20 protein-coding genes and 1 tRNA gene are annotated in these 17304 nt (G+C 60.9%); 13 read left to right on the top strand and 8 right to left on the bottom strand.

Annotation, left to right across the window (positions count from 1 at the left end; all coding sequences use genetic code 11):
* Nucleotides 1-32 precede the first annotated feature (32 nt).
* Nucleotides 33-632 (top strand): DUF2239 family protein, encoded by a 600-nt coding sequence (locus HMPREF9695_RS23280; protein ID WP_006023372.1) that lies wholly within the window; start codon nucleotides 33-35, stop codon nucleotides 630-632.
* Between the two features lie 7 nt (nucleotides 633-639).
* On the opposite strand, the gene HMPREF9695_RS23275 is transcribed toward HMPREF9695_RS23280, so the two are convergent.
* Nucleotides 640-1137: a winged helix-turn-helix transcriptional regulator gene (locus HMPREF9695_RS23275; RefSeq protein WP_006023371.1), complete on the bottom strand. Its 498-nt coding sequence runs from the start codon at nucleotides 1135-1137 to the stop codon at nucleotides 640-642.
* Between the two features lie 228 nt (nucleotides 1138-1365).
* Here HMPREF9695_RS23275 and HMPREF9695_RS23270 point away from each other — a divergent pair, with 228 nt between their 5' ends.
* The 3 genes from HMPREF9695_RS23270 to panE all read left to right on the top strand — a co-directional run bounded on the left by HMPREF9695_RS23270 (nucleotide 1366) and on the right by panE (nucleotide 4475).
* On the top strand, nucleotides 1366-2577 hold the full coding sequence (locus tag HMPREF9695_RS23270) for an ABC transporter substrate-binding protein (RefSeq protein ID WP_006023370.1): 1212 nt from the start codon (nucleotides 1366-1368) through the stop codon (nucleotides 2575-2577).
* A gap of 71 nt (nucleotides 2578-2648) precedes the next feature.
* Complete coding sequence (locus HMPREF9695_RS23265; RefSeq protein ID WP_006023369.1) at nucleotides 2649-3386, top strand: SDR family oxidoreductase; 738 nt, start codon at nucleotides 2649-2651, stop codon at nucleotides 3384-3386.
* Between the two features lie 159 nt (nucleotides 3387-3545).
* Nucleotides 3546-4475, top strand: a complete 930-nt coding sequence (panE, locus tag HMPREF9695_RS23260; protein WP_006023368.1) for a 2-dehydropantoate 2-reductase — start codon at nucleotides 3546-3548, stop codon at nucleotides 4473-4475.
* 70 nt (nucleotides 4476-4545) lie between these two features.
* On the opposite strand, the gene HMPREF9695_RS23255 is transcribed toward panE, so the two are convergent.
* From HMPREF9695_RS23255 to HMPREF9695_RS23240, 4 genes are all read right to left on the bottom strand, one after another.
* Entirely contained in the window at nucleotides 4546-5601 is a 1056-nt protein-coding gene (locus HMPREF9695_RS23255; protein ID WP_006023367.1) for an alpha/beta hydrolase, read from the bottom strand.
* A 46-nt stretch (nucleotides 5602-5647) separates the two neighbouring features.
* Complete coding sequence (locus HMPREF9695_RS23250) at nucleotides 5648-6586, bottom strand: hypothetical protein (RefSeq protein WP_192824437.1); 939 nt, start codon at nucleotides 6584-6586, stop codon at nucleotides 5648-5650.
* Between the two features lie 45 nt (nucleotides 6587-6631).
* Nucleotides 6632-7402 (bottom strand): hypothetical protein, encoded by a 771-nt coding sequence (locus HMPREF9695_RS23245; protein WP_006023365.1) that lies wholly within the window; start codon nucleotides 7400-7402, stop codon nucleotides 6632-6634.
* Between the two features lie 204 nt (nucleotides 7403-7606).
* Nucleotides 7607-7681: transfer RNA gene (locus HMPREF9695_RS23240), tRNA-Gly, on the bottom strand.
* 351 nt (nucleotides 7682-8032) lie between these two features.
* On the opposite strand from HMPREF9695_RS23240, the gene trxA reads away from it, so the two are divergent.
* Nucleotides 8033-8953: a thioredoxin gene (gene trxA / locus HMPREF9695_RS23235; RefSeq protein WP_041713108.1), complete on the top strand. Its 921-nt coding sequence runs from the start codon at nucleotides 8033-8035 to the stop codon at nucleotides 8951-8953.
* Nucleotides 8954-8996: 43 nt separating this feature from the next.
* Nucleotides 8997-9671, top strand: coding sequence for an LON peptidase substrate-binding domain-containing protein (locus HMPREF9695_RS23230; RefSeq protein ID WP_006023363.1), 675 nt, complete (start codon nucleotides 8997-8999; stop codon nucleotides 9669-9671).
* A gap of 15 nt (nucleotides 9672-9686) precedes the next feature.
* Here HMPREF9695_RS23230 and HMPREF9695_RS23225 read toward each other — a convergent pair whose 3' ends face one another.
* Nucleotides 9687-10037: a hypothetical protein gene (locus tag HMPREF9695_RS23225; RefSeq protein ID WP_006023362.1), complete on the bottom strand. Its 351-nt coding sequence runs from the start codon at nucleotides 10035-10037 to the stop codon at nucleotides 9687-9689.
* Nucleotides 10038-10148: 111 nt separating this feature from the next.
* Between HMPREF9695_RS23225 and HMPREF9695_RS23220 the strand changes: the two genes are divergently transcribed.
* Nucleotides 10149-10694, top strand: coding sequence for a TetR/AcrR family transcriptional regulator (locus HMPREF9695_RS23220; RefSeq protein WP_006023361.1), 546 nt, complete (start codon nucleotides 10149-10151; stop codon nucleotides 10692-10694).
* A gap of 96 nt (nucleotides 10695-10790) precedes the next feature.
* Nucleotides 10791-11204, top strand: a complete 414-nt coding sequence (locus tag HMPREF9695_RS23215) for a DoxX family protein (protein WP_006023360.1) — start codon at nucleotides 10791-10793, stop codon at nucleotides 11202-11204.
* 77 nt (nucleotides 11205-11281) lie between these two features.
* Here HMPREF9695_RS23215 and HMPREF9695_RS23210 read toward each other — a convergent pair whose 3' ends face one another.
* Together HMPREF9695_RS23210 and HMPREF9695_RS23205 are read right to left on the bottom strand one after the other, a co-directional pair.
* The gene (locus HMPREF9695_RS23210) at nucleotides 11282-11704 is read right to left on the bottom strand and encodes a hypothetical protein (RefSeq protein ID WP_006023359.1); all 423 of its coding nucleotides are present in this window, start codon (nucleotides 11702-11704) and stop codon (nucleotides 11282-11284) included.
* Nucleotides 11705-11823: 119 nt separating this feature from the next.
* Complete coding sequence (locus HMPREF9695_RS23205) at nucleotides 11824-12189, bottom strand: hypothetical protein (protein ID WP_006023358.1); 366 nt, start codon at nucleotides 12187-12189, stop codon at nucleotides 11824-11826.
* Nucleotides 12190-12466: 277 nt separating this feature from the next.
* On the opposite strand from HMPREF9695_RS23205, the gene rpmI reads away from it, so the two are divergent.
* The 5 genes from rpmI to pheT all read left to right on the top strand — a co-directional run bounded on the left by rpmI (nucleotide 12467) and on the right by pheT (nucleotide 17303).
* Complete coding sequence (gene rpmI / locus HMPREF9695_RS23200; protein ID WP_002713838.1) at nucleotides 12467-12667, top strand: 50S ribosomal protein L35; 201 nt, start codon at nucleotides 12467-12469, stop codon at nucleotides 12665-12667.
* Between the two features lie 66 nt (nucleotides 12668-12733).
* Complete coding sequence (gene rplT / locus HMPREF9695_RS23195; protein WP_006023357.1) at nucleotides 12734-13093, top strand: 50S ribosomal protein L20; 360 nt, start codon at nucleotides 12734-12736, stop codon at nucleotides 13091-13093.
* A gap of 123 nt (nucleotides 13094-13216) precedes the next feature.
* Nucleotides 13217-14299, top strand: coding sequence for a phenylalanine--tRNA ligase subunit alpha (pheS, locus tag HMPREF9695_RS23190; protein WP_041713100.1), 1083 nt, complete (start codon nucleotides 13217-13219; stop codon nucleotides 14297-14299).
* Nucleotides 14296-14874, top strand: a complete 579-nt coding sequence (locus HMPREF9695_RS23185) for a hypothetical protein (protein ID WP_006023355.1) — start codon at nucleotides 14296-14298, stop codon at nucleotides 14872-14874. The genes pheS and HMPREF9695_RS23185 overlap by 4 nt, the downstream gene beginning before the upstream one ends.
* Complete coding sequence (gene pheT, locus HMPREF9695_RS23180; RefSeq protein ID WP_006023354.1) at nucleotides 14871-17303, top strand: phenylalanine--tRNA ligase subunit beta; 2433 nt, start codon at nucleotides 14871-14873, stop codon at nucleotides 17301-17303. The genes HMPREF9695_RS23185 and pheT overlap by 4 nt, the downstream gene beginning before the upstream one ends.
* Nucleotide 17304 lies beyond the last annotated feature (1 nt).

Here is a 17304-nt window from a genome sequence, read left to right as displayed (position 1 = left end):
TACTCGCCGTCGATAACGTACAAGGATGGCCCATGCCCCCCCTGCCCGCCGTTATGATCGCCTTCGAGGGCAGCAGATGCCTGGGTCTGGGCGACCCTCACCTTGTCGCAACAAAGACCAAGCAGGCGCTCGAAAAAAACGGCGCCGCCCAGTTCATGATTTTCGACGCGGCAACCAGCCGGCCTGCCGAAATCGATTTGCGCGGATCGCTGGCCGACGTGCAGAAGCGGGTTGCACGCCGGATGCCGGTTCAGGCCGATGAGACGACAGCGGAAACTGCGCCGCGCGGACCGGGCCGGCCCAAACTCGGCGTGGTCGCGCGCGAGGTCACCTTGCTGCCGCGGCACTGGGAGTGGCTCTCGCTCCAGCCGGGCGGCGCTTCGGTCGCGATTCGCAAACTTGTCGAGGAAGCACGGCGCGCCAACGCGGCGAAGGATCGCGCACGCGAGGGACAGGAATCGTTGCATCGTTTCATGACGGCGATGGCCGGCGATCAGCCGCATTACGAAGAGGCGTTACGCGCACTCTATGCAGGCGAACAGAAACGCTTCGAGACTGCGGTGTCCAGATGGCCCGCCGACGTGCGCGATCACGTCAAACGGCTTGCCGCAGTTGCATTCGGGGCTGCGTAACAAACTCTCAATCGAGAGTCTGCTGTTCGATCGAAGGCAGTGCGAGCTTCGACGGGTCTGCGCCGGGTCCCGGATGCACATGCACTTCCTTGGCGGACAGCGGCTCGTTGCAGACCGAGCAGGTCATCACCGGATCGAAGGTGTGGCCGCAAGTCTTGTGCTGGTGAAGCACCGGTCGGCCGCGCTCATCCGCCATGTGAACGTCGCCCCAGTGAACGATCGACATCATGATCGGATGCAGGTCCAACCCCTTCTGGGTCAGGATGTACTCGTAGCGCTTCGGACGCTCCTGATAGGCCACACGGCGAAGCACGCCCTGGCGTACGAGTTTCTTGAGACGCTCGGCCAGCAGGTGCCGCGTGATGCCGAGCCGCGACTGAAATTCATCAAACCGCCGGATGCGGCGGAAACAATCGCGCAAAATCAGCAGCGTCCAGCGATCGCCGATGACGGACACCGTGCGCGCCACCGAACAGGCCTCGTCTTCAAGGGATTCCCACTTCATATCGCATCTCCGCGATGAATCAGCTGTCCATTCTGATTTGATATTTACTATACCTCCATCGTGGATGGATTTGAAGCCCGGTGTTTGTGCATCGCAGCACATTGCACCAGCTCACTTCTCATTGACAGTTCTATATCAGAACCCTATTGGTCGAAGCGAGAGAGGTCCGGATCAGAACCGGCCCAGCGCTTCAACCAGCGAAAAATCAGACCAAAGGGAGACGAAGCGATGCTGAGGAGATCTGCACTCAAGGCCACCGTGGCGGCCCTGTTGCTTGCCGGGCTGTCCGCTCCGGTCGCAGCAGCCGACGCGCCAGGGGTGACGGCAACCGAGATCAAGGTCGGAGCAGTCTTTCCCTTCAGCGGCCCGGCCTCGGCGCTGGGCGCGGTCGGAAAGGCGCTGATCGCCTATGTCAACGTCCTCAACGAACAGGGCGGCGTGAACGGGCGCAAGATCAATCTGATCGCGATGGACGATTCCTACAGCCCGCCGAAAGCTGTCGAGCACACCCGCAAGCTGGTGGAATCCGACGAAGTCGCCTTCATGTTCTCGACTCTCGGAACGCCGAGCAATCTGGCCATCGCGAAGTATCTCGCCGCAAAGAAAATTCCGCAGGCCTTCATCGTCACCGGCGCGACGCGTTTCACGGACTACAACGAATACCCGATGATCACCACAGGGCTGCCGAGCTACGACACCGAGTCGCGGGCCTATGCGCGTTATCTCGCCAAGGAAATGCCTAACGCCAAGATCGCCATCCTTTACCAGAACGACGATTTGGGTAAGGACTTCATCGCGGGCTTCAAATCCGAACTGAAAGAGGCTTTCGACAGCAAGGTCGTGACCTCGAGCTATGAAGTCAGCCAGCCCACCATCGATTCTCAGATCGTGTCGCTGAAGAGCACCGGCGCGACCGTGATGCTGTTCGCAGGCACACCGAAATTCGCGGCGCAGGCGATCCGCAAGACTCACGAATCCGGCTGGAAGCCGCTGTTCATCACCAACCTGATCTCGAGTTCGATCGCCGCGGTCCTTGCGCCCGCAGGCCTCGATATCTCGACCGGCGTGATGACCGCAACCTATCGCAAGGATCCGGACGATCCGAAATGGGCCAGCGACAAGGGCGTCCAGATGTACCGCGCGTTCATGGAAAAGAACATGCCGGGCGCGGATCTGGCCGACAGCAACTACTTCACCGGCCTGCACCAGGGCGTCATTCTGGAAGCAGTGCTCAAGCAGTGCGGCAATGATCTGTCGCGCGAGAACATCCTCAAGCAGACCCGCAACATCAAGGGGCTTGCACTGCCGATGTCGCTGCCCGGAATCGTCGTCAACACCAGCGCAACCAACAACAAGATGTACACCCAGCTCAATCTTCAGCGCTGGAACGGCAAGGCGTGGGATCTGGTCGGCGGCCTGATCAACGACGACGCGAAGTGATAATCTGAACGGCGCGGCAGAGCCTGCCGCGCCGCGACAACAGCAAACCCTCTGTTAACAGGAGACGGACCTTGGCCAAGAGAAATGCGACCGTGGCGGTCATCGGCGCCGGCGACTATATCGGCGCCGAGATTGCGAAGAAGTTTGCCTCTGAAGGCTTCACGGTATTCGCCGGCCGCCGTAACGGCGACAAGCTTGCACCGCTGGTGAAGGAAATCGAGGCCGCAGGCGGAGAGATCCACGCCCGCTCGCTCGATGCGCGCAAGGAAGAGGAGATCGTCTCATTCATTACCGACGCCGACAAGCATGCGCCGCTTGAAGTCTGCATCTTCAACATCGGCGCCAACGTCAATTTTCCAATTCTCGACACCACCGAACGCGTCTTCCGCAAGGTGTGGGAAATGGCCTGCTACTCCGGCTTCCTGGCCGGGCGCGAAGCTGCGCGGGTCATGCTGCCGCGCGGCAAGGGCAACATCTTCTTCACCGGCGCAACCGCCAGCCTTCGCGGCGGATCCGGCTATGCGGCCTTTGCCAGCGCCAAATTCGGCCTGCGCGCCGTGGCGCAAGCGACCGCGCGCGAACTCGGTCCGCAGAACATCCACGTCGCTCACCTCATCATCGATTCCGGCGTGAATACCGAATGGGTCCGTCAGCGGCGTATCGAAGCCCATGGCCCCGGCGCACTGGACGATCCCGATCTGTTGATGCCGCCGTCGTCGGTCGCGGAATCCTACTGGCTGCTCTACCAGCAACCGCGCAGTGCCTGGACATTCGAACTCGAGATCCGCCCGTTCGGTGAGAAATGGTAAGCGCATAGCTGCCGAGCATCACGCCGGCGTGAGCCCTGCTTGCGCCGGCGCTGTCATTTGAGCAAGGTTCGCGCGCTTATCCATTGGGCCTGAGCCAACCCGAAAACCTGTTTCCATTTTTCGGGACCTACCCAACACTCAAACGAAGTGGATCTGATTATGCGCATACTCGTTATCGGCGCCGGCGCGACAGGCGGATATTTCGGCGGCAGACTTTTGCAGGCAGGCCGCGATGTGACGTTTCTGGTGCGCCCGAAGCGTGCCGAGCTGTTGGCCAAGAACGGCCTCGTCATCAAAAGCCCGGTCGGCGACGTCACGCTCAGGAACCCGCCGACCATTCTGGCGGAAAAGATCACGACGCCATTCGATGTCATCATCCTGAGCTGCAAGGCTTACGACCTCGACAGCGCGATTGCATCCTTCGCCGCCGCCGTCGGCCCCGATACCGCGATTATCCCGTTCCTCAACGGCATGAAGCACCTCGACGTGCTGGATGCGAAATTCGGGATCGACCGCGTCATGGGCGGACAATGCCAGGTCGCGGCGATGCTCGACGCGGAGGGCGTCATCCATCAGCTTACGCCAATGCACGCGATGTCCTTCGGCGATCGCGGCAAGCCCAAGGGCGATCGCGCCAAGCGTATCGAGGCGACATTGCAGGGCGCGATGTTCGACGCCAAGGCCAGCGATGTCATCACGCAGGAAATGTACGAGAAGTGGGTGTTCCTCGCCACGCTGGCCGGGGCGACGTCGCTGATGCGCGCGCCAACCGGGCACATCACCGCTGCGCCGGGCGGCGAACAGTTCATCCGCGGCCTTCGCGCGGAGATCGCCTCGGTGGCCGACGCTGCAGGTTATGCGCCGCGCGCTGAATTTCTGGAGCGCACCGGCGGCCTGCTGTTCGCACCGGGATCGCAGATGACGGCATCGATGCTGCGCGATATCCGCAGCAATGCGCGTATCGAAGCCGACCAGATCATCGGCGACCTGATCCATCGTGCCGAAACAAACAAGAAGGGTGCACTGAATGTGCCGCTGCTGCGCATCGTCTACACCCATCTGAAGGCGTACGAGTCGCAACTGGCATAAGCGCCAGCGTCCTTGGATCACCAAAGCAAAAGGCCGGGTCAAACCCGGCCTTTTTTCTTGTTATCGTTGCTCATTTCAAGGCAAGCGGCTTTTCCTCATCGAGGAAGTTCATCAGTTCGCGGAAGAACTGCATCCGGTTCTTTTCCATCATCACCGTGTGGGTGCCTTCGCTGATCTCGATCAGCCGCCAGTACGGCGCGTTCTTGAGCTGCTTGACGTAGTTCTGCGCGAGATAGCTCGGCAGATCCGCATCCCATTCGGCATGCAGCACAATCACCGGCACCGTGATCTTGCCGGGATCGAACAGCGCCTTGCCGGCCCCCCAGTAGAGCTGGGTGTCTTCCACCACACCGTTCGGCGCGCGCAGCATGCCGGGATTTTTCGTCACCGAATCCGGATCGGTGGCCCAGGTCGCATTGGCCCACGCGTCGAACACACCGGGCGGAATGAGATCGGCCTTCTTGTTGTCCGGCACGTCCTTCAGCCAGCGTTCCTTGGCCGACTCCTTCGAGACAAGACGATACGCGCCAAGCTTCGGCCACTGCGCCGGCGGCGGTTCGGTGCGAATCCACTGTGGCGCGTAGAGCACGAGGCGGTTGACCTTGGCGTTGTTCTCACTGGTGTAGAGACCGACCGTCGATGTGCCCCACGACCAGCCCATCACATTGATCTTGGAGACGCCGCGCTTCTTGAGAATGTAATCCACCGCCGTGCCGAAATCCTTCGCGGCCACGCGCGTCTGGACGATGGGCTTGTTGTCGCCGGGCGGCTGGCTCATTTCCGGCGGCCGCGACGAGCGGCCATAACCGCGGATATCCACCAGATAGACGTCGTAGCCGCGCGCCGCGATCAGATCCATCATCGACTTGCCTTCGATCGGCAGATCGAACGCGGTCTCGGACGGATAGGTCGCGCCGTGGACGTAAAGCAGAATTTTCTCGGGTGCGAATTTCTTCTGGCCCGCCGGATGCTTGTTGCGCACGAACAACTGGATGCCGGCATCGCCGGTCGGAATCATGGTGTCCGACGTCTCGAGCCTGACGTCTTTTGCCTGCGCTTTCACGCTGGCAAAGATTGCCACCGTGGCGAGACACGCCAAAGCAGCCCACGAAAACTTGCTGACCATATAAGTCCTCCCGCCGACAACGCGGCACTTTTCTTGGTTATGATGGTTAGTCCGGTCTGCGTTCGATAATGAGGGCAGATCCAACAGTCGCGAGAGTGTTGTCGAACATATCTGGCTCATTTCCGTTATTGATAATCAGGCCCGCCTGATCGTCGCCCGCCAGATTAACGGCCCAGTGCGGACTGCCTCCGGCATAAATTTCCTTGTCCAGCAGCAGCGCCTGCAAGTCGTACAGATGAACCTTGTTGTGGGTCAGCAGAACGTATCCGTTCCGCGCTGACTCGCGGGACTTGGCGGGCCAGTCGTTGCGGTTGGGGTCGTCGACAAAAAATACCACGCGCTGATAGCGCTCGGTCTTGAGTTCGCTTTCCGAGATTCCGCGCTTGCCGCCTTCTTCAATAATTCGCGGGCCAACCTGAACTGCGTCGCGGCACTTTCCAGCCCGCGCATTCAGACTCGTGATGTCGTTCGACGTGAAAAGCACGGGGACCACTGCGTCATAGCCCTTGTAGTGCTCGCTATCATGCAGGCAGAAAATCGCGCTGAATGTCGGCTTGTTGACCAAGGGGTAAAGCTGCCTGCCGTTGATACGAAGCAAACCGATCTGGTCGGGACGGCGCTGACCCGCGGCCCAGCCCGCGGGTGCGACAAAGAGCGGTTTGTCCTTGCTGTGCCCCAGCACGCCTTCAAGGCTGTAGCTCAACAACTCCGCCCGCTGTTCGCCGTTCACAACGAACTTGGCAATGCCGTCTTTGACATCCCGTCCCGCCGCGACCGTCTCTGACGTTCCCGCAAGCTTCAACCTCGTGTACCCGAGATGAAAGCGCACTGCGGTGAATTTGATCTCCGCGCCCGAAGACGTTTTGAAGACGGCATTCCTCAGAGCGGCGGTGTATTGATCAATCGGCTGCCATTTCAGTTCGCCGGACTGCGCCTGAAAGGCCGTCGAATAATAAAGTACGCCCGCAACGAGTCCGCGAAGCATCCATGTCGTCAACGCCCGATCGTGCATCGGCACTGGCCCTGAATTTCAAATATTCTTCTTTGACACCAGTACGATGCCCGACACGTCGTAATCGTCGTTCTTGCCGAAATTGTAGGTCACGTCGCCCGGCACGAATTCGATGTAATGCACGTTCTGGGGCCGTGGATCTTCCGGGGCCGGACGGCCGCCCGCTTCCTTGGCGTCGCCATTCCCGACAGGCATGACTTCCTCGAGCGAGGTGTGAATCAGAAAATCAGTGACACGAAGTGAATCTTTCGAATCGCGGATGGTCGGCCTCACTGCGACACCATCGACTTTCATGGTGACCGGAAACTTTTGCGTCGCTAGGTAGACCGTCACCTTCACTTCGTCATCGCGGGTCGCATAAAAATAGAGTCGGCTGAGGGGCCGCTGCTGAGCAATAATCTCCGCGCCCTTGAAACGGAAAGAATAGCCGTAAGGCGCATTGAAGCTGGCGCGCGCGCGAATCTCGTTGACCGCCTTGGTCAGGGTTTCGACCTGATGTCTCAGGTCGTCGACTTGTTTGCTGTCCGCGGCTTGTTTGTTGTCGGGCGCCGGTTTGTTGTCCGGCAGAAGCGTGACCGGCGTCGGCGCTGTGCTCTGCACGACGATCGCGCCCGCCTTGCTGTTGCGGACAACATCCTCGATGTACTTGTCGATGCGAGGGCTCAGAAGATAGATGCAAGCGCCGCCTACGGCTCCGGTGGCGCCGAGAATGCCCGCCATCGATGCAATGCCATTTTGAATGCTGGCAAATTTGCCCGGCTTCTTGGTCTCGCTCGGAACCTCGGACATTTGCGCCCCCATAGAGCTTTCGGGAGGCTAGCGCGAAAGGTACATCGCTACAACTATCGCGATAAGCCAGTCTTTTCGTATCGGGTGTGACCGGTTGAGGCTGGGTACAGCGCCACAAACGACAAAGCCGCCTTGCGGCGGCTTGTCATTCGACGGCAACGATCCTGTCGTAGCTGTCGGCCAAGATTCTCAATCGAGAATTTCTGGAGCGGGCGAAGGGATTCGAACCCTCGACCCCGACCTTGGCAAGGTCGTGCTCTACCCCTGAGCTACACCCGCATCAGAATTGGCGGGGCGCAAAGCGCGCCGCCGGGCAAAGCTATGCCAAATGCCGCCATGCAATGCAACAGGGCTAATCCTTTATTCCGCATGCCCGGTTCCGGCAATTTTGGGCCAAATCGATGTTTTTCATGGGCCTTTGCGGTCTGTCGCCCAATTGAAAATCTGCCAAAAGACCTCCATCTGTGGGTTTGCGCCGTTCCTGCCCTGACGGCCACCCGGGCCGCGCGGGAATTCGCGCCTTCTTGCATATCGGCCATTTTCACTGCGGCGGATCGAAGCTGCCGGAAAATGCCCCGATCGTGCTAGAAGCGGCTCTCTTCCATACGACAGGCGGCAGACGAGGATCACGTGACCATAGTCGAGCAAGGCAGCGGACCGGCGGCGATGACGCCTCCCGACCTCATCAAGGACACCACGACCCAGACCTTCGTGAAGGACGTCATCGAGGAATCGAAGCGCCAGCCGGTTCTGATCGACTTCTGGGCGCCGTGGTGCGGCCCCTGCAAGCAATTGACCCCAAGCCTTGAAAAGGCCGTCCGTGCCGCCAAGGGCAAGGTCAAGCTGGTCAAGATGAACATCGACGAGCATCCGGCGATTCCGGGACAGATGGGTATCCAGTCGATCCCCGCCGTCATTGCCTTCGTCAACGGCCAGCCCGCCGACGGCTTCATGGGCGCGGTGCCTGAAAGCCAGGTCACGGCGTTCATCGACAAGCTGACCAAGGGCATGCCTTCGCCGGAAGGCGACATCGCTGAAATCCTCAACGAGGCCGAGGCCGCAATGGCGGCCGGCGATGCAGCCACCGCCGCCTCGATTTACGCCGAAGTGCTCGGCGTCGACGCCACCAATCTCACCGCGCTTGCCGGTCTGGCGCGATGTTACATCGCAACCGGCGCGCTGGAGCAGGCCAAGCAGACGCTGGCTTTGGTGCCGGAGTCCAAGCGCAACGATGCCGCGATCTCCGCGGTGCAGACCATGCTCGATCTCGCCGAACAGGCCAAGGCTGTCGGTCCGGTGACGGAACTCGAACAGAAGGTCGCCGCCAATCCGCTCGATCATCAGGCGCGGTTCGATCTGGCCGTCGCACTCAACGCCGGCGGCAAGCGCACCGAGGCCGCGGGCCATCTGATGGAGATCGTCAAGCGCGACCGCAAATGGGACGACGACGGCGCGCGCAAGAAGCTGGTACAATTCTTCGAAGCATGGGGACCGAACGACGACGCGACCGTGGAAGGCCGCAAGCGTCTTTCAACGATCCTTTTCTCCTGAGGATCTCTACGGAATTTCCGTACGACTGATGTGAGGGAAGCGGATGCCGATCAACGCCGAATACCGTGGGCCCGCCGATCTGCCGAAAGTCATTCCGGTGTTTCCGCTGCCCGGAGCGTTGCTGCTGCCGCGCGGCCAGATGCCGCTCAATATTTTCGAGCCGCGTTATCTTCAGATGGTGGACGACGCATTTCGCGACGGCCACCGCCTGATCGGAATGATCCAGCCTGACGTGACCCATTCGCAGAGCGGCGAACGGCCCACTCTGTTCAAGGTCGGCTGCGTTGGACGCATCACGCAGCTCGCCGAGTCCGGTGACGGGCGCTACATTCTCGAACTGACCGGTATCGCGCGCTTCACGGTGCTGGAAGAGAAGACGGTTCTCACGCCCTATCGCCAATGCCGCGTTGATTTTGCCGCGTTCATCGACGATTTCGTGGCGCGCAAGGGCGAAGAAAGTGTCGACCGCCAGGCGCTGCTTCAGGCGCTTACGCTGTTTCTGAAAGCCAATCAGCTCAAGGTCGATTGGGAAGGCATCGAAAGCGCGCCCAATGAGGCGCTCGTCAACGCGCTGGCGATGATGTCGCCCTATGGGCCTGCGGAGAAGCAGGCGCTGCTCGAGGCGCCGGACCTCAAGACCCGCGCCGAGATCCTGATTGCCGTGACCGAAATGGATCTCGCCAAAAAGCAGACGACCGGCGATCCGCCGTTGCAGTAACGGCTCGATCGCGCCCTAGTAGCCCGCGATCCCGAGCGCGACCACGCCGCTCAGCAGCATCCATCCGAAATGACGCCCGTGTGTGGCGTAGGCATTGGCCAGCGCCGCAAATCCGAACACCACCGCGAACGTCGCCACGATCCAGTGACGCGCGACCTCCGACGCCATATAGGGCGCAGCAATCAGCAGCACCCCGCCGCCGATCCACGCCAGCGTCCCCGCCTGCCAGACCAGCCGTATCAGCGTCCGCAACCGCGGCGGCTCGATCGCCGCACGCGCGAACACCTTCGTCTCACCGAGCACACCGTGAACCAGCGCCACGACGATCGCGAGCGCCCCGGAACATTGCAGAAGCAAATCGCGCATCACACTGTCCCCACAGGTCCGCCATACATAACTGTATGGCGACGATGCGCCGGCTGCTGGCATCTGTCAATACAGTTATGTATGTTCACCCGAACATCCGGAGACGTCTGCGTGACCTCTGTTCCGCTTTCCGCCAACGACTGGCTCGATCAGGGTTTGAAAACGCTGACGCAAAGCGGCTATACGGCGCTGAAGGCCGAGCCGCTGGCGAAAGCCATGGGCGTCTCGCGCGGCAGTTTCTACTGGCATTTCGCCGATGTCGGCGCATTTCACACTGCCCTGCTCAAGCGCTGGCGCGAGCTCTCGACCGAGCAGATCATCGCCAATCTCGAGCAATCCAGAAATCGCGAGGCGCCTCTCAACGTGCTGCTGCGCGACGCGTTCAGTAGCAGGCTTCCCGTCGAGGTCGCAGTGCGGAGCTGGGCCACGGTCGATCCGGCGGCCCGCGCTGCGGTGCAGGCGATCGATAAGCGCCGGCTTTCCTATATCGAAAGCCTCCTGACAGCGGCGGGATGTCCGCCGGAGGCGGCACGTGCGCGTGCGCAAATTCTCTACTGGGCGTTTCTTGGCTTCACGCTGTCAGACAAGCCCTTGCCGAAACAGCGCCGGAGCGAATTCCTCGACGAGCTGATGAGGATCGCCAACGCCCCGGCTTGATAAGCTGATCGCTCTTTTCAACCCGCAACGGATTGATGCCGACAATCCGCCGGGATACTGACGGGCCGTTTTCATTCATGGTTTCAGGAAAATCCAATGCCGACATTGATCGCCCGCATTCTCGACTGGCCCTATTTCGCGCTGCTCGCACGCATTGTTCTGACATTTCCGTTCTGGGGCAGCGGCCTCTCCAAGCTGATCGATTTCCCGGGCGGCGTCGCGGAGATGGCGCAGTACGGCCTGAAGCCACCGGTGCTGATCAACTGCCTGGTGATCTTCACCCAGCTCGGCGGCTCTCTGCTGATCATCGCCAATCGCCGTGCCTGGTCGGGCGCAGGCGCTCTGGCCATTTTCACGTTGCTGACAATTCCGATTGCCCACGACTTCTGGAATCTGAAAGGCGAGGCCGCGAAATTCGAATTCTATGTCGCGGTCGAGCATATCAGCCTGATCGGCGGATTGATGCTCGCTGCCATCCTGTCGCGGCAATCGAAATACAAAGGCGCGTAGCCTTGCTGCGACCACGCCAATAAGAAAGCGCCGCAAAGAGCGGCGCTTTTTCGCGTCAGCAAATATCGTCGAAAGAATTACGAAGCGCGGGTGGCTTCCCAGCGGCCCGAACACGTCATGCTCGAGGATTTGCCGCTCCACTGGCCGGAGCCGGAATTGGCCGAAAGCTTGCCGCTGCCGCTGGCCTTCTGATCGCCGCGCGCGATGGTGACATTGACGGCGCCGGCATCGCCGACATGACCGGAAATGTCGAAGCTGCCGTCACCCGAATAGCTGACACGGCCACCCTCGACCCTCACGGGATAGCTGTAGGCCGGATCGCAATTGCCGGACTGGGTGATGATGGTGACCTTCCACGACCCGTCGAACGAGGAGCCAGCCTTGGCCGAAGTGGCGAGCACGATAGCCGCCGTGAGCAGCGCCGCCGCGAAGGCGGCCAGGGCGAACAGCCGGGCGGCTGGATTCAAGGACAAAGCAATCGTCTTGGCGCGCACGGCCATCTGTGTATCCCTTGCGTTGGGTGGGTGCTGGGAGGGGTATAGTCACAATGTGGCAAGACTTCTAGCGCGATGCAGCATCGCCGGATGTAATCGGTTTATTTAGGTATTATAATAGGTTGTCAGCGATGCGCCTCCCAGCGCCCGCTGCACCTGGCGCCATTCAGAATGCCGCTCCAGCGGCCCGACCCGGAATAGCCTGCCAGCCGTCCGCTGGCCCGGCCGGAGGAGGCGCCACTGGAAATCGCCACATTGACTCCGCCACCACCGCTGATGCGCCCGTTGATGGTGGCGCCGCCGGTCGAAACGATCCGGCCGCCGCTGATTTGGAGCGGAAAGCTGTAGGCGGCATCGCAGTTGCCGGCTTGGGTGACAATGATGACCGTCCAGGGACCGTCGAATGAGGCGGCTTGGGCGGCCGATCCGGCCAGGAAGGTTGCGGCAGCGAGGGCGAAAGGAACCGACCGCTTCAAAACGCTGAAAGTCATGGACTGGCCTTCCATCTGAGGGCGCGCTGAGGTCTTGGGAAATAGTCGCTGAAAGGGCTTCCTTCGTTCAAGAGGCGCCGTTAATCGTTGCCAATCCGGCAATCCTCTGCCATAAGCCCAACCTTCGTCGCCCGGCTGATTAAGGGCTGCCGTGGCGACGCCAGTGCCGACTTTGTCCACACGGGACTAAGTTGAGCATTTTCAACGCTCTAACGAGCATTTCAGCCGCCAGATCGCCTTTCGGGGCGGTTTTTTGTTGCGGCAACAGGAGAGCAAAATGCCCAAGCTGAAGACCAAGTCAGGCGCCAAAAAGCGCTTCAAAGTAACCGGGACCGGAAAAGTGGTGTCCGCCCATGCAGGCAAGCGCCACGGCATGATCAAGCGGACCAAGAAGCAGATTCGCCAGCTCCGTGGCACGCGGATTCTGTTCAAGACCGACGGCGACAACGTCAAGAAGTACTTCTTGCCGAACGCCTAAAGCGGTTCACCGGGCCGCCTTCGCGCGGCCGCCTGTTTTCACTTTTCCAGATGAAGGACATGCATCATGTCTCGCGTTAAACGCGGCGTCACAGCTCACGCCAAGCACAAGAAAGTCTACAAGGCCGCCAAGGGTTTTTCCGGCCGCCGCAAGAACACCATCCGCGCCGCCAAGGCCGCCGTGGACAAGGCGGGCCAGTATGCCTTCCGCGCCCGCAAGCTGAAGAAGCGCACGTTCCGCGCGCTCTGGATCCAGCGCCTCAACGCGGCCGTGCGCCCGTTCGGCATGACCTACAGCGTGTTTATCAACGGCCTCGCCAAGTCGGGCGTCGTTGTGGACCGCAAGGTGCTGTCGGATCTCGCGATCCACGAGCCGGCGGCGTTCCAGGCGATTGCTGAAAAGGCCAAAGCCGCTCTCGCGGCGTAAGCTTTGCCCCTCTTGCACGAGGCCGACACGACCGGAGCGTAACAACGCTCCGCTGCGTTCGGCTGGGTGACATGATCCCCGCCGGACGGTTGAGATGAAACCGTTCCGATGGGGCTTTCTGCAATGTCCGACCTCGCCAAACTCGAAACCGAAATTCTCGGCGCAATCGCAGCCGCTTCCGATGAGGCTGCGCTGGAGGCCGTACGCGTCGGCGCTCTCGGCAAGAAGGGTTCGATCTCCGCCCTGCTTGCGACCCTCGGCAAGATGTCGCCGGACGAGCGCAAGACCGAAGGCGCGAAGATCAATCTCGCCAAGGACAAGGTGACCGAGGCGCTGACCGCGCGCCGCGACATTTTGAAGAACGCCGCGCTCGACGCACGGCTGGCATCGGAAACCATCGACGTCACGCTTCCCACGCGGGAGACGCCCGCCGAGCAGGGCCGCATTCATCCGCTCTCCCAGGTGATGGACGAACTCACCGCGATCTTCGCCGACATGGGTTTCTCGATCGCCGAAGGCCCGGACATCGAGACCGACGAATACAACTTCACCAAGCTGAATTTCCCCGAAGGTCATCCGGCGCGGGAAATGCACGACACATTCTTCTTCAATCGCAAGGAAGACGGCTCGCGCCCGCTGCTGCGCACGCATACTTCGCCGGTGCAGGTGCGCACCATGCTCTCACAGAAGCCGCCGATCCGCGTGATCTGTCCGGGCCGTACCTATCGTATCGACAGTGACGCGACCCACACGCCGCAATTCCACCAGGTCGAGGGCCTTGTGATCGACAAGGGCTCGCATCTCGGCCACCTGAAATGGATTCTAGCCGAATTCTGCAAGGCGTTCTTCGAGGTCGATAACGTCAACATGAAATTCCGCCCGTCGTTCTTCCCGTTCACCGAGCCGTCGCTGGAAGTCGATATCCAGTGCCGCCGCGACAAGGGCGAGATTCGCTTCGGCGAAGGTGAAGACTGGCTGGAGATTCTCGGCTGCGGCATGGTGCATCCGAATGTGCTGCGTGCCTGCGGCATCGATCCCGACGTCTATCAGGGCTTTGCCTGGGGCATGGGCATCGATCGCATCGCGATGCTGAAATACGGCATCAACGACCTGCGCCAGATGTTTGAGAGCGATACGCGCTGGATCAATCACTACGGCTTCAAGCCGCTGGATGTCCCGACGCTGGCGGGAGGGTTGTCGTCGTGATCGCATTTGCCGAGAAAGTGTGGCTCACACTTAGCCCCTTTCAGCCGCAGATATTGGCTTTTGCCTTTACTTTAGCAGGTACACTGATCGCCTATTTGCTGCGCGCTCGCGTAAAATTAATCTATGGGTTCGCGAATAACAGCTTTCATCAATTAAAAGCTGACCAAGGACCTGTGGTGGTTTTTTGCGAAAAACATTACGTTCAGAACGCCGGAAAAAAGCCAGCAGAGAAAGTAGAGATTGTCTTCTCGTGCAAGCCCAGCGAAATAACCGTATATCCCCCTCGGAGCTTCGAACAGACAGACGGACCGGACGGTCAGATGATGCTGGCTATTCCTTACCTGTCTCCGGGTGAACTCGTCATAATTGATACGATCCACGTGAATAGCAGGACTGCTGAGCTTCGGGCAGTTCACTGTCCCGAGAATGTCGGCAAACGCGTCGAGTTTTGGGTTCAGAGGAAGTTTGGCCGACTATTCAACCTATTCTGGATCGCGATGGCCTTCCTAGGTCTATTCTATGCCATTCAGCTCTTAATTGCTTTGATCGCTACGTTCGCGAAAGCCGCATCATGAAATTCACCCTCTCATGGCTAAAAGAGCATCTCGACACCGACGAGCCGCTCGAGAAGATTGCCGACAAGCTCACCATGATCGGGCTTGAGGTCGAGCACATTGAGGACAAGGCGAAGGCGCTGGCGCCGTTCGTCATCGCCAAGGTGATCTCCGCCGAGCAGCATCCGAACGCCGATCGCCTGCGCGTCTGCATGGTGGACTATGGCCAGATCGCGAAAGGCGAAAAGCCGCTGCAGGTGGTCTGCGGCGCGCCGAACGCGCGCGCCGGCCTCATCAGCGTGTTCTCACCGCCCGGCACCTACATCCCCGGCAAAAACATCACGCTAAGCGTGGGCAATATTCGCGGCGTCGAGAGCCACGGCATGCTGTGCTCGGCCGCCGAACTTGAACTCTCCGAGGATCACGACGGCATCATCGAGCTTCCCGCGGACGCGCCGGTCGGCAAGCCTTACGCGGAATGGGCCGGGCTCGGCGATCCGGTGATCGAGATCAATCTCACGCCCAACCGTCAGGACTGCACCGGCGTGCACGGCATCGCGCGCGATCTCGCCGCCGCCGACATGGGCAAGTTCAAGGACAAAGCCCCGAAGCAAATCAAGGGTGAATTCCCCTGCCCCGTGCAGGTAAAAATCGAGGACGAGAAGCTGTGTCCGGGTTTCGCGTTGCGTCTGGTGCGCGGCGTCAAGAACGGCCCGTCGCCGGAATGGCTGCAAAAGCGCCTGACCTCCATCGGCCTGCGTCCGATCAATGCGCTGGTCGATATCACCAATTTCATGACCTTCGACCGCGCGCGGCCACTGCATGTGTTCGACGCGAGGAAGGTGACGGGCAACCTCACCGTGCGTCACGCCAAAAACGGCGAAACCATTCTGGCGCTCGACGGCAAGACCTACACCCTCGACGACACGATGTGCGTGATCGCCGATGAGCATGGTGTCGAGTCGCTGGCCGGCATCATGGGCGGCGAAGCGTCCGGCTGCGACGCGAATACGACCGACGTGCTGATCGAATCCGCGCTGTGGAATGAAATCAACATCGCCCAGACCGGCCGCAAGCTCGGCATCAATTCCGACGCGCGCTATCGTTTCGAGCGCGGCGTCGATCCGGCCTTCATGGTGCCGGGGCTCGAGATGGCGACGAAACTTGTGATGGACCTGTGCGGCGGCACGCCGTCGGAGATCGTTGTCGCAGGCGCGACCCATGGCGACGATCGCATCATCGAATTCCCGCTCAACGAGGTGAAGCGTCTGGCCGGCATCGAGGTGCCGTTCCCGGAAATGAAACTGATTCTGGGCCATCTCGGATTCATGGTCGCAGGCACCGGTCCCGTGGTGAAGGTCGCGGTGCCGTCGTGGCGCAGCGACGTGCACGGCAAGGCCGACATCGTGGAAGAGATCGTGCGCATTGTCGGCGTGGACAGCGTGCCGCTGACGCCGTTCGAGCGCGGTGACGCGCCGCGCAAGCCGGTGCTGACCCAGCTTCAGCTTCGCACCCGCCGCGCTAAGCGCGCGCTGGCCGCGCGCGGTATGCTTGAGGCCGTGACATGGTCGTTCGTCTCGAGGACGCAGGCGGAATTGTTCGGTGGCGGGCAGCCCGAACTCACGCTGGCCAACCCGATTGCATCGGATCTCTCCGACATGCGCCCTTCGCTGATCGCGGGCCTCGTCGCGGCGGCACAGGCCAATGTTGATCGCGGCTTTCCCGATGTGGCGCTGTTCGAGGTCGGTCAGATCTTCAAGGGCGACAAGCCCGAAGACCAGTTCATGGCGGCAAGCGGTGTGCGCCGCGCGCTGGCCTCGTCAAAGGGCATCGGCCGTCATTGGTCGGGCAGCTTCACCGTCGATGCGCTGGATGCCAAGGCCGACGCGCTCGCAGTCCTCGCGGCAGCAGGCGCACCGATGCAGGGACTTCAGATCGTCTCCGCAAAGGAATCGAAGAATTTTCCGGCATGGCTGCATCCCGGCCGCTCAGGCGCGATCCAGATCGGGCCGCAGAATGTGCTCGGCTACTTCGGCGAGTTGCATCCGCGCGCGCTGGAAGCCCTGAAGGCCGACGGCCCGCTGGTCGCATTCGAAGTTATCCTCGAGCGCATTCCCGACGCCAAGGCGAAGCCGACCCGCGCCAAGCCGCTGCTGGAACTGTCGCCGTTCCAGCCGGTGTCACGCGACTTCGCGTTCATCGTCGACCGCAGCGTCAAGGCGGCCGACATCGTGCGCACCGCGCAGGCTGTCGACAAAAAGCTGATCACAGGCGTCACCGTGTTCGACGTCTATGAAGGCAAGGGCATCGACGACGGCAAGAAATCCATCGCCATCGCCGTCACCCTGCAGCCGCGCGAAAAGACCCTGACCGATCAGGAGATCGACGCGGTCGCCTCCAAGATCGTCGCGGACGTGACCAAGAAGACCGGCGGCACGCTGCGCAGCTAAG

Origin of the sequence: Afipia broomeae ATCC 49717 (genome assembly GCF_000314675.2) — a bacterium.
In the GTDB taxonomy this organism is placed as follows: domain Bacteria; phylum Pseudomonadota; class Alphaproteobacteria; order Rhizobiales; family Xanthobacteraceae; genus Afipia; species Afipia broomeae.
Note: the sequence above shows the minus strand (reverse complement) of the source record. Positions and strands in the feature narration are given on the sequence as shown.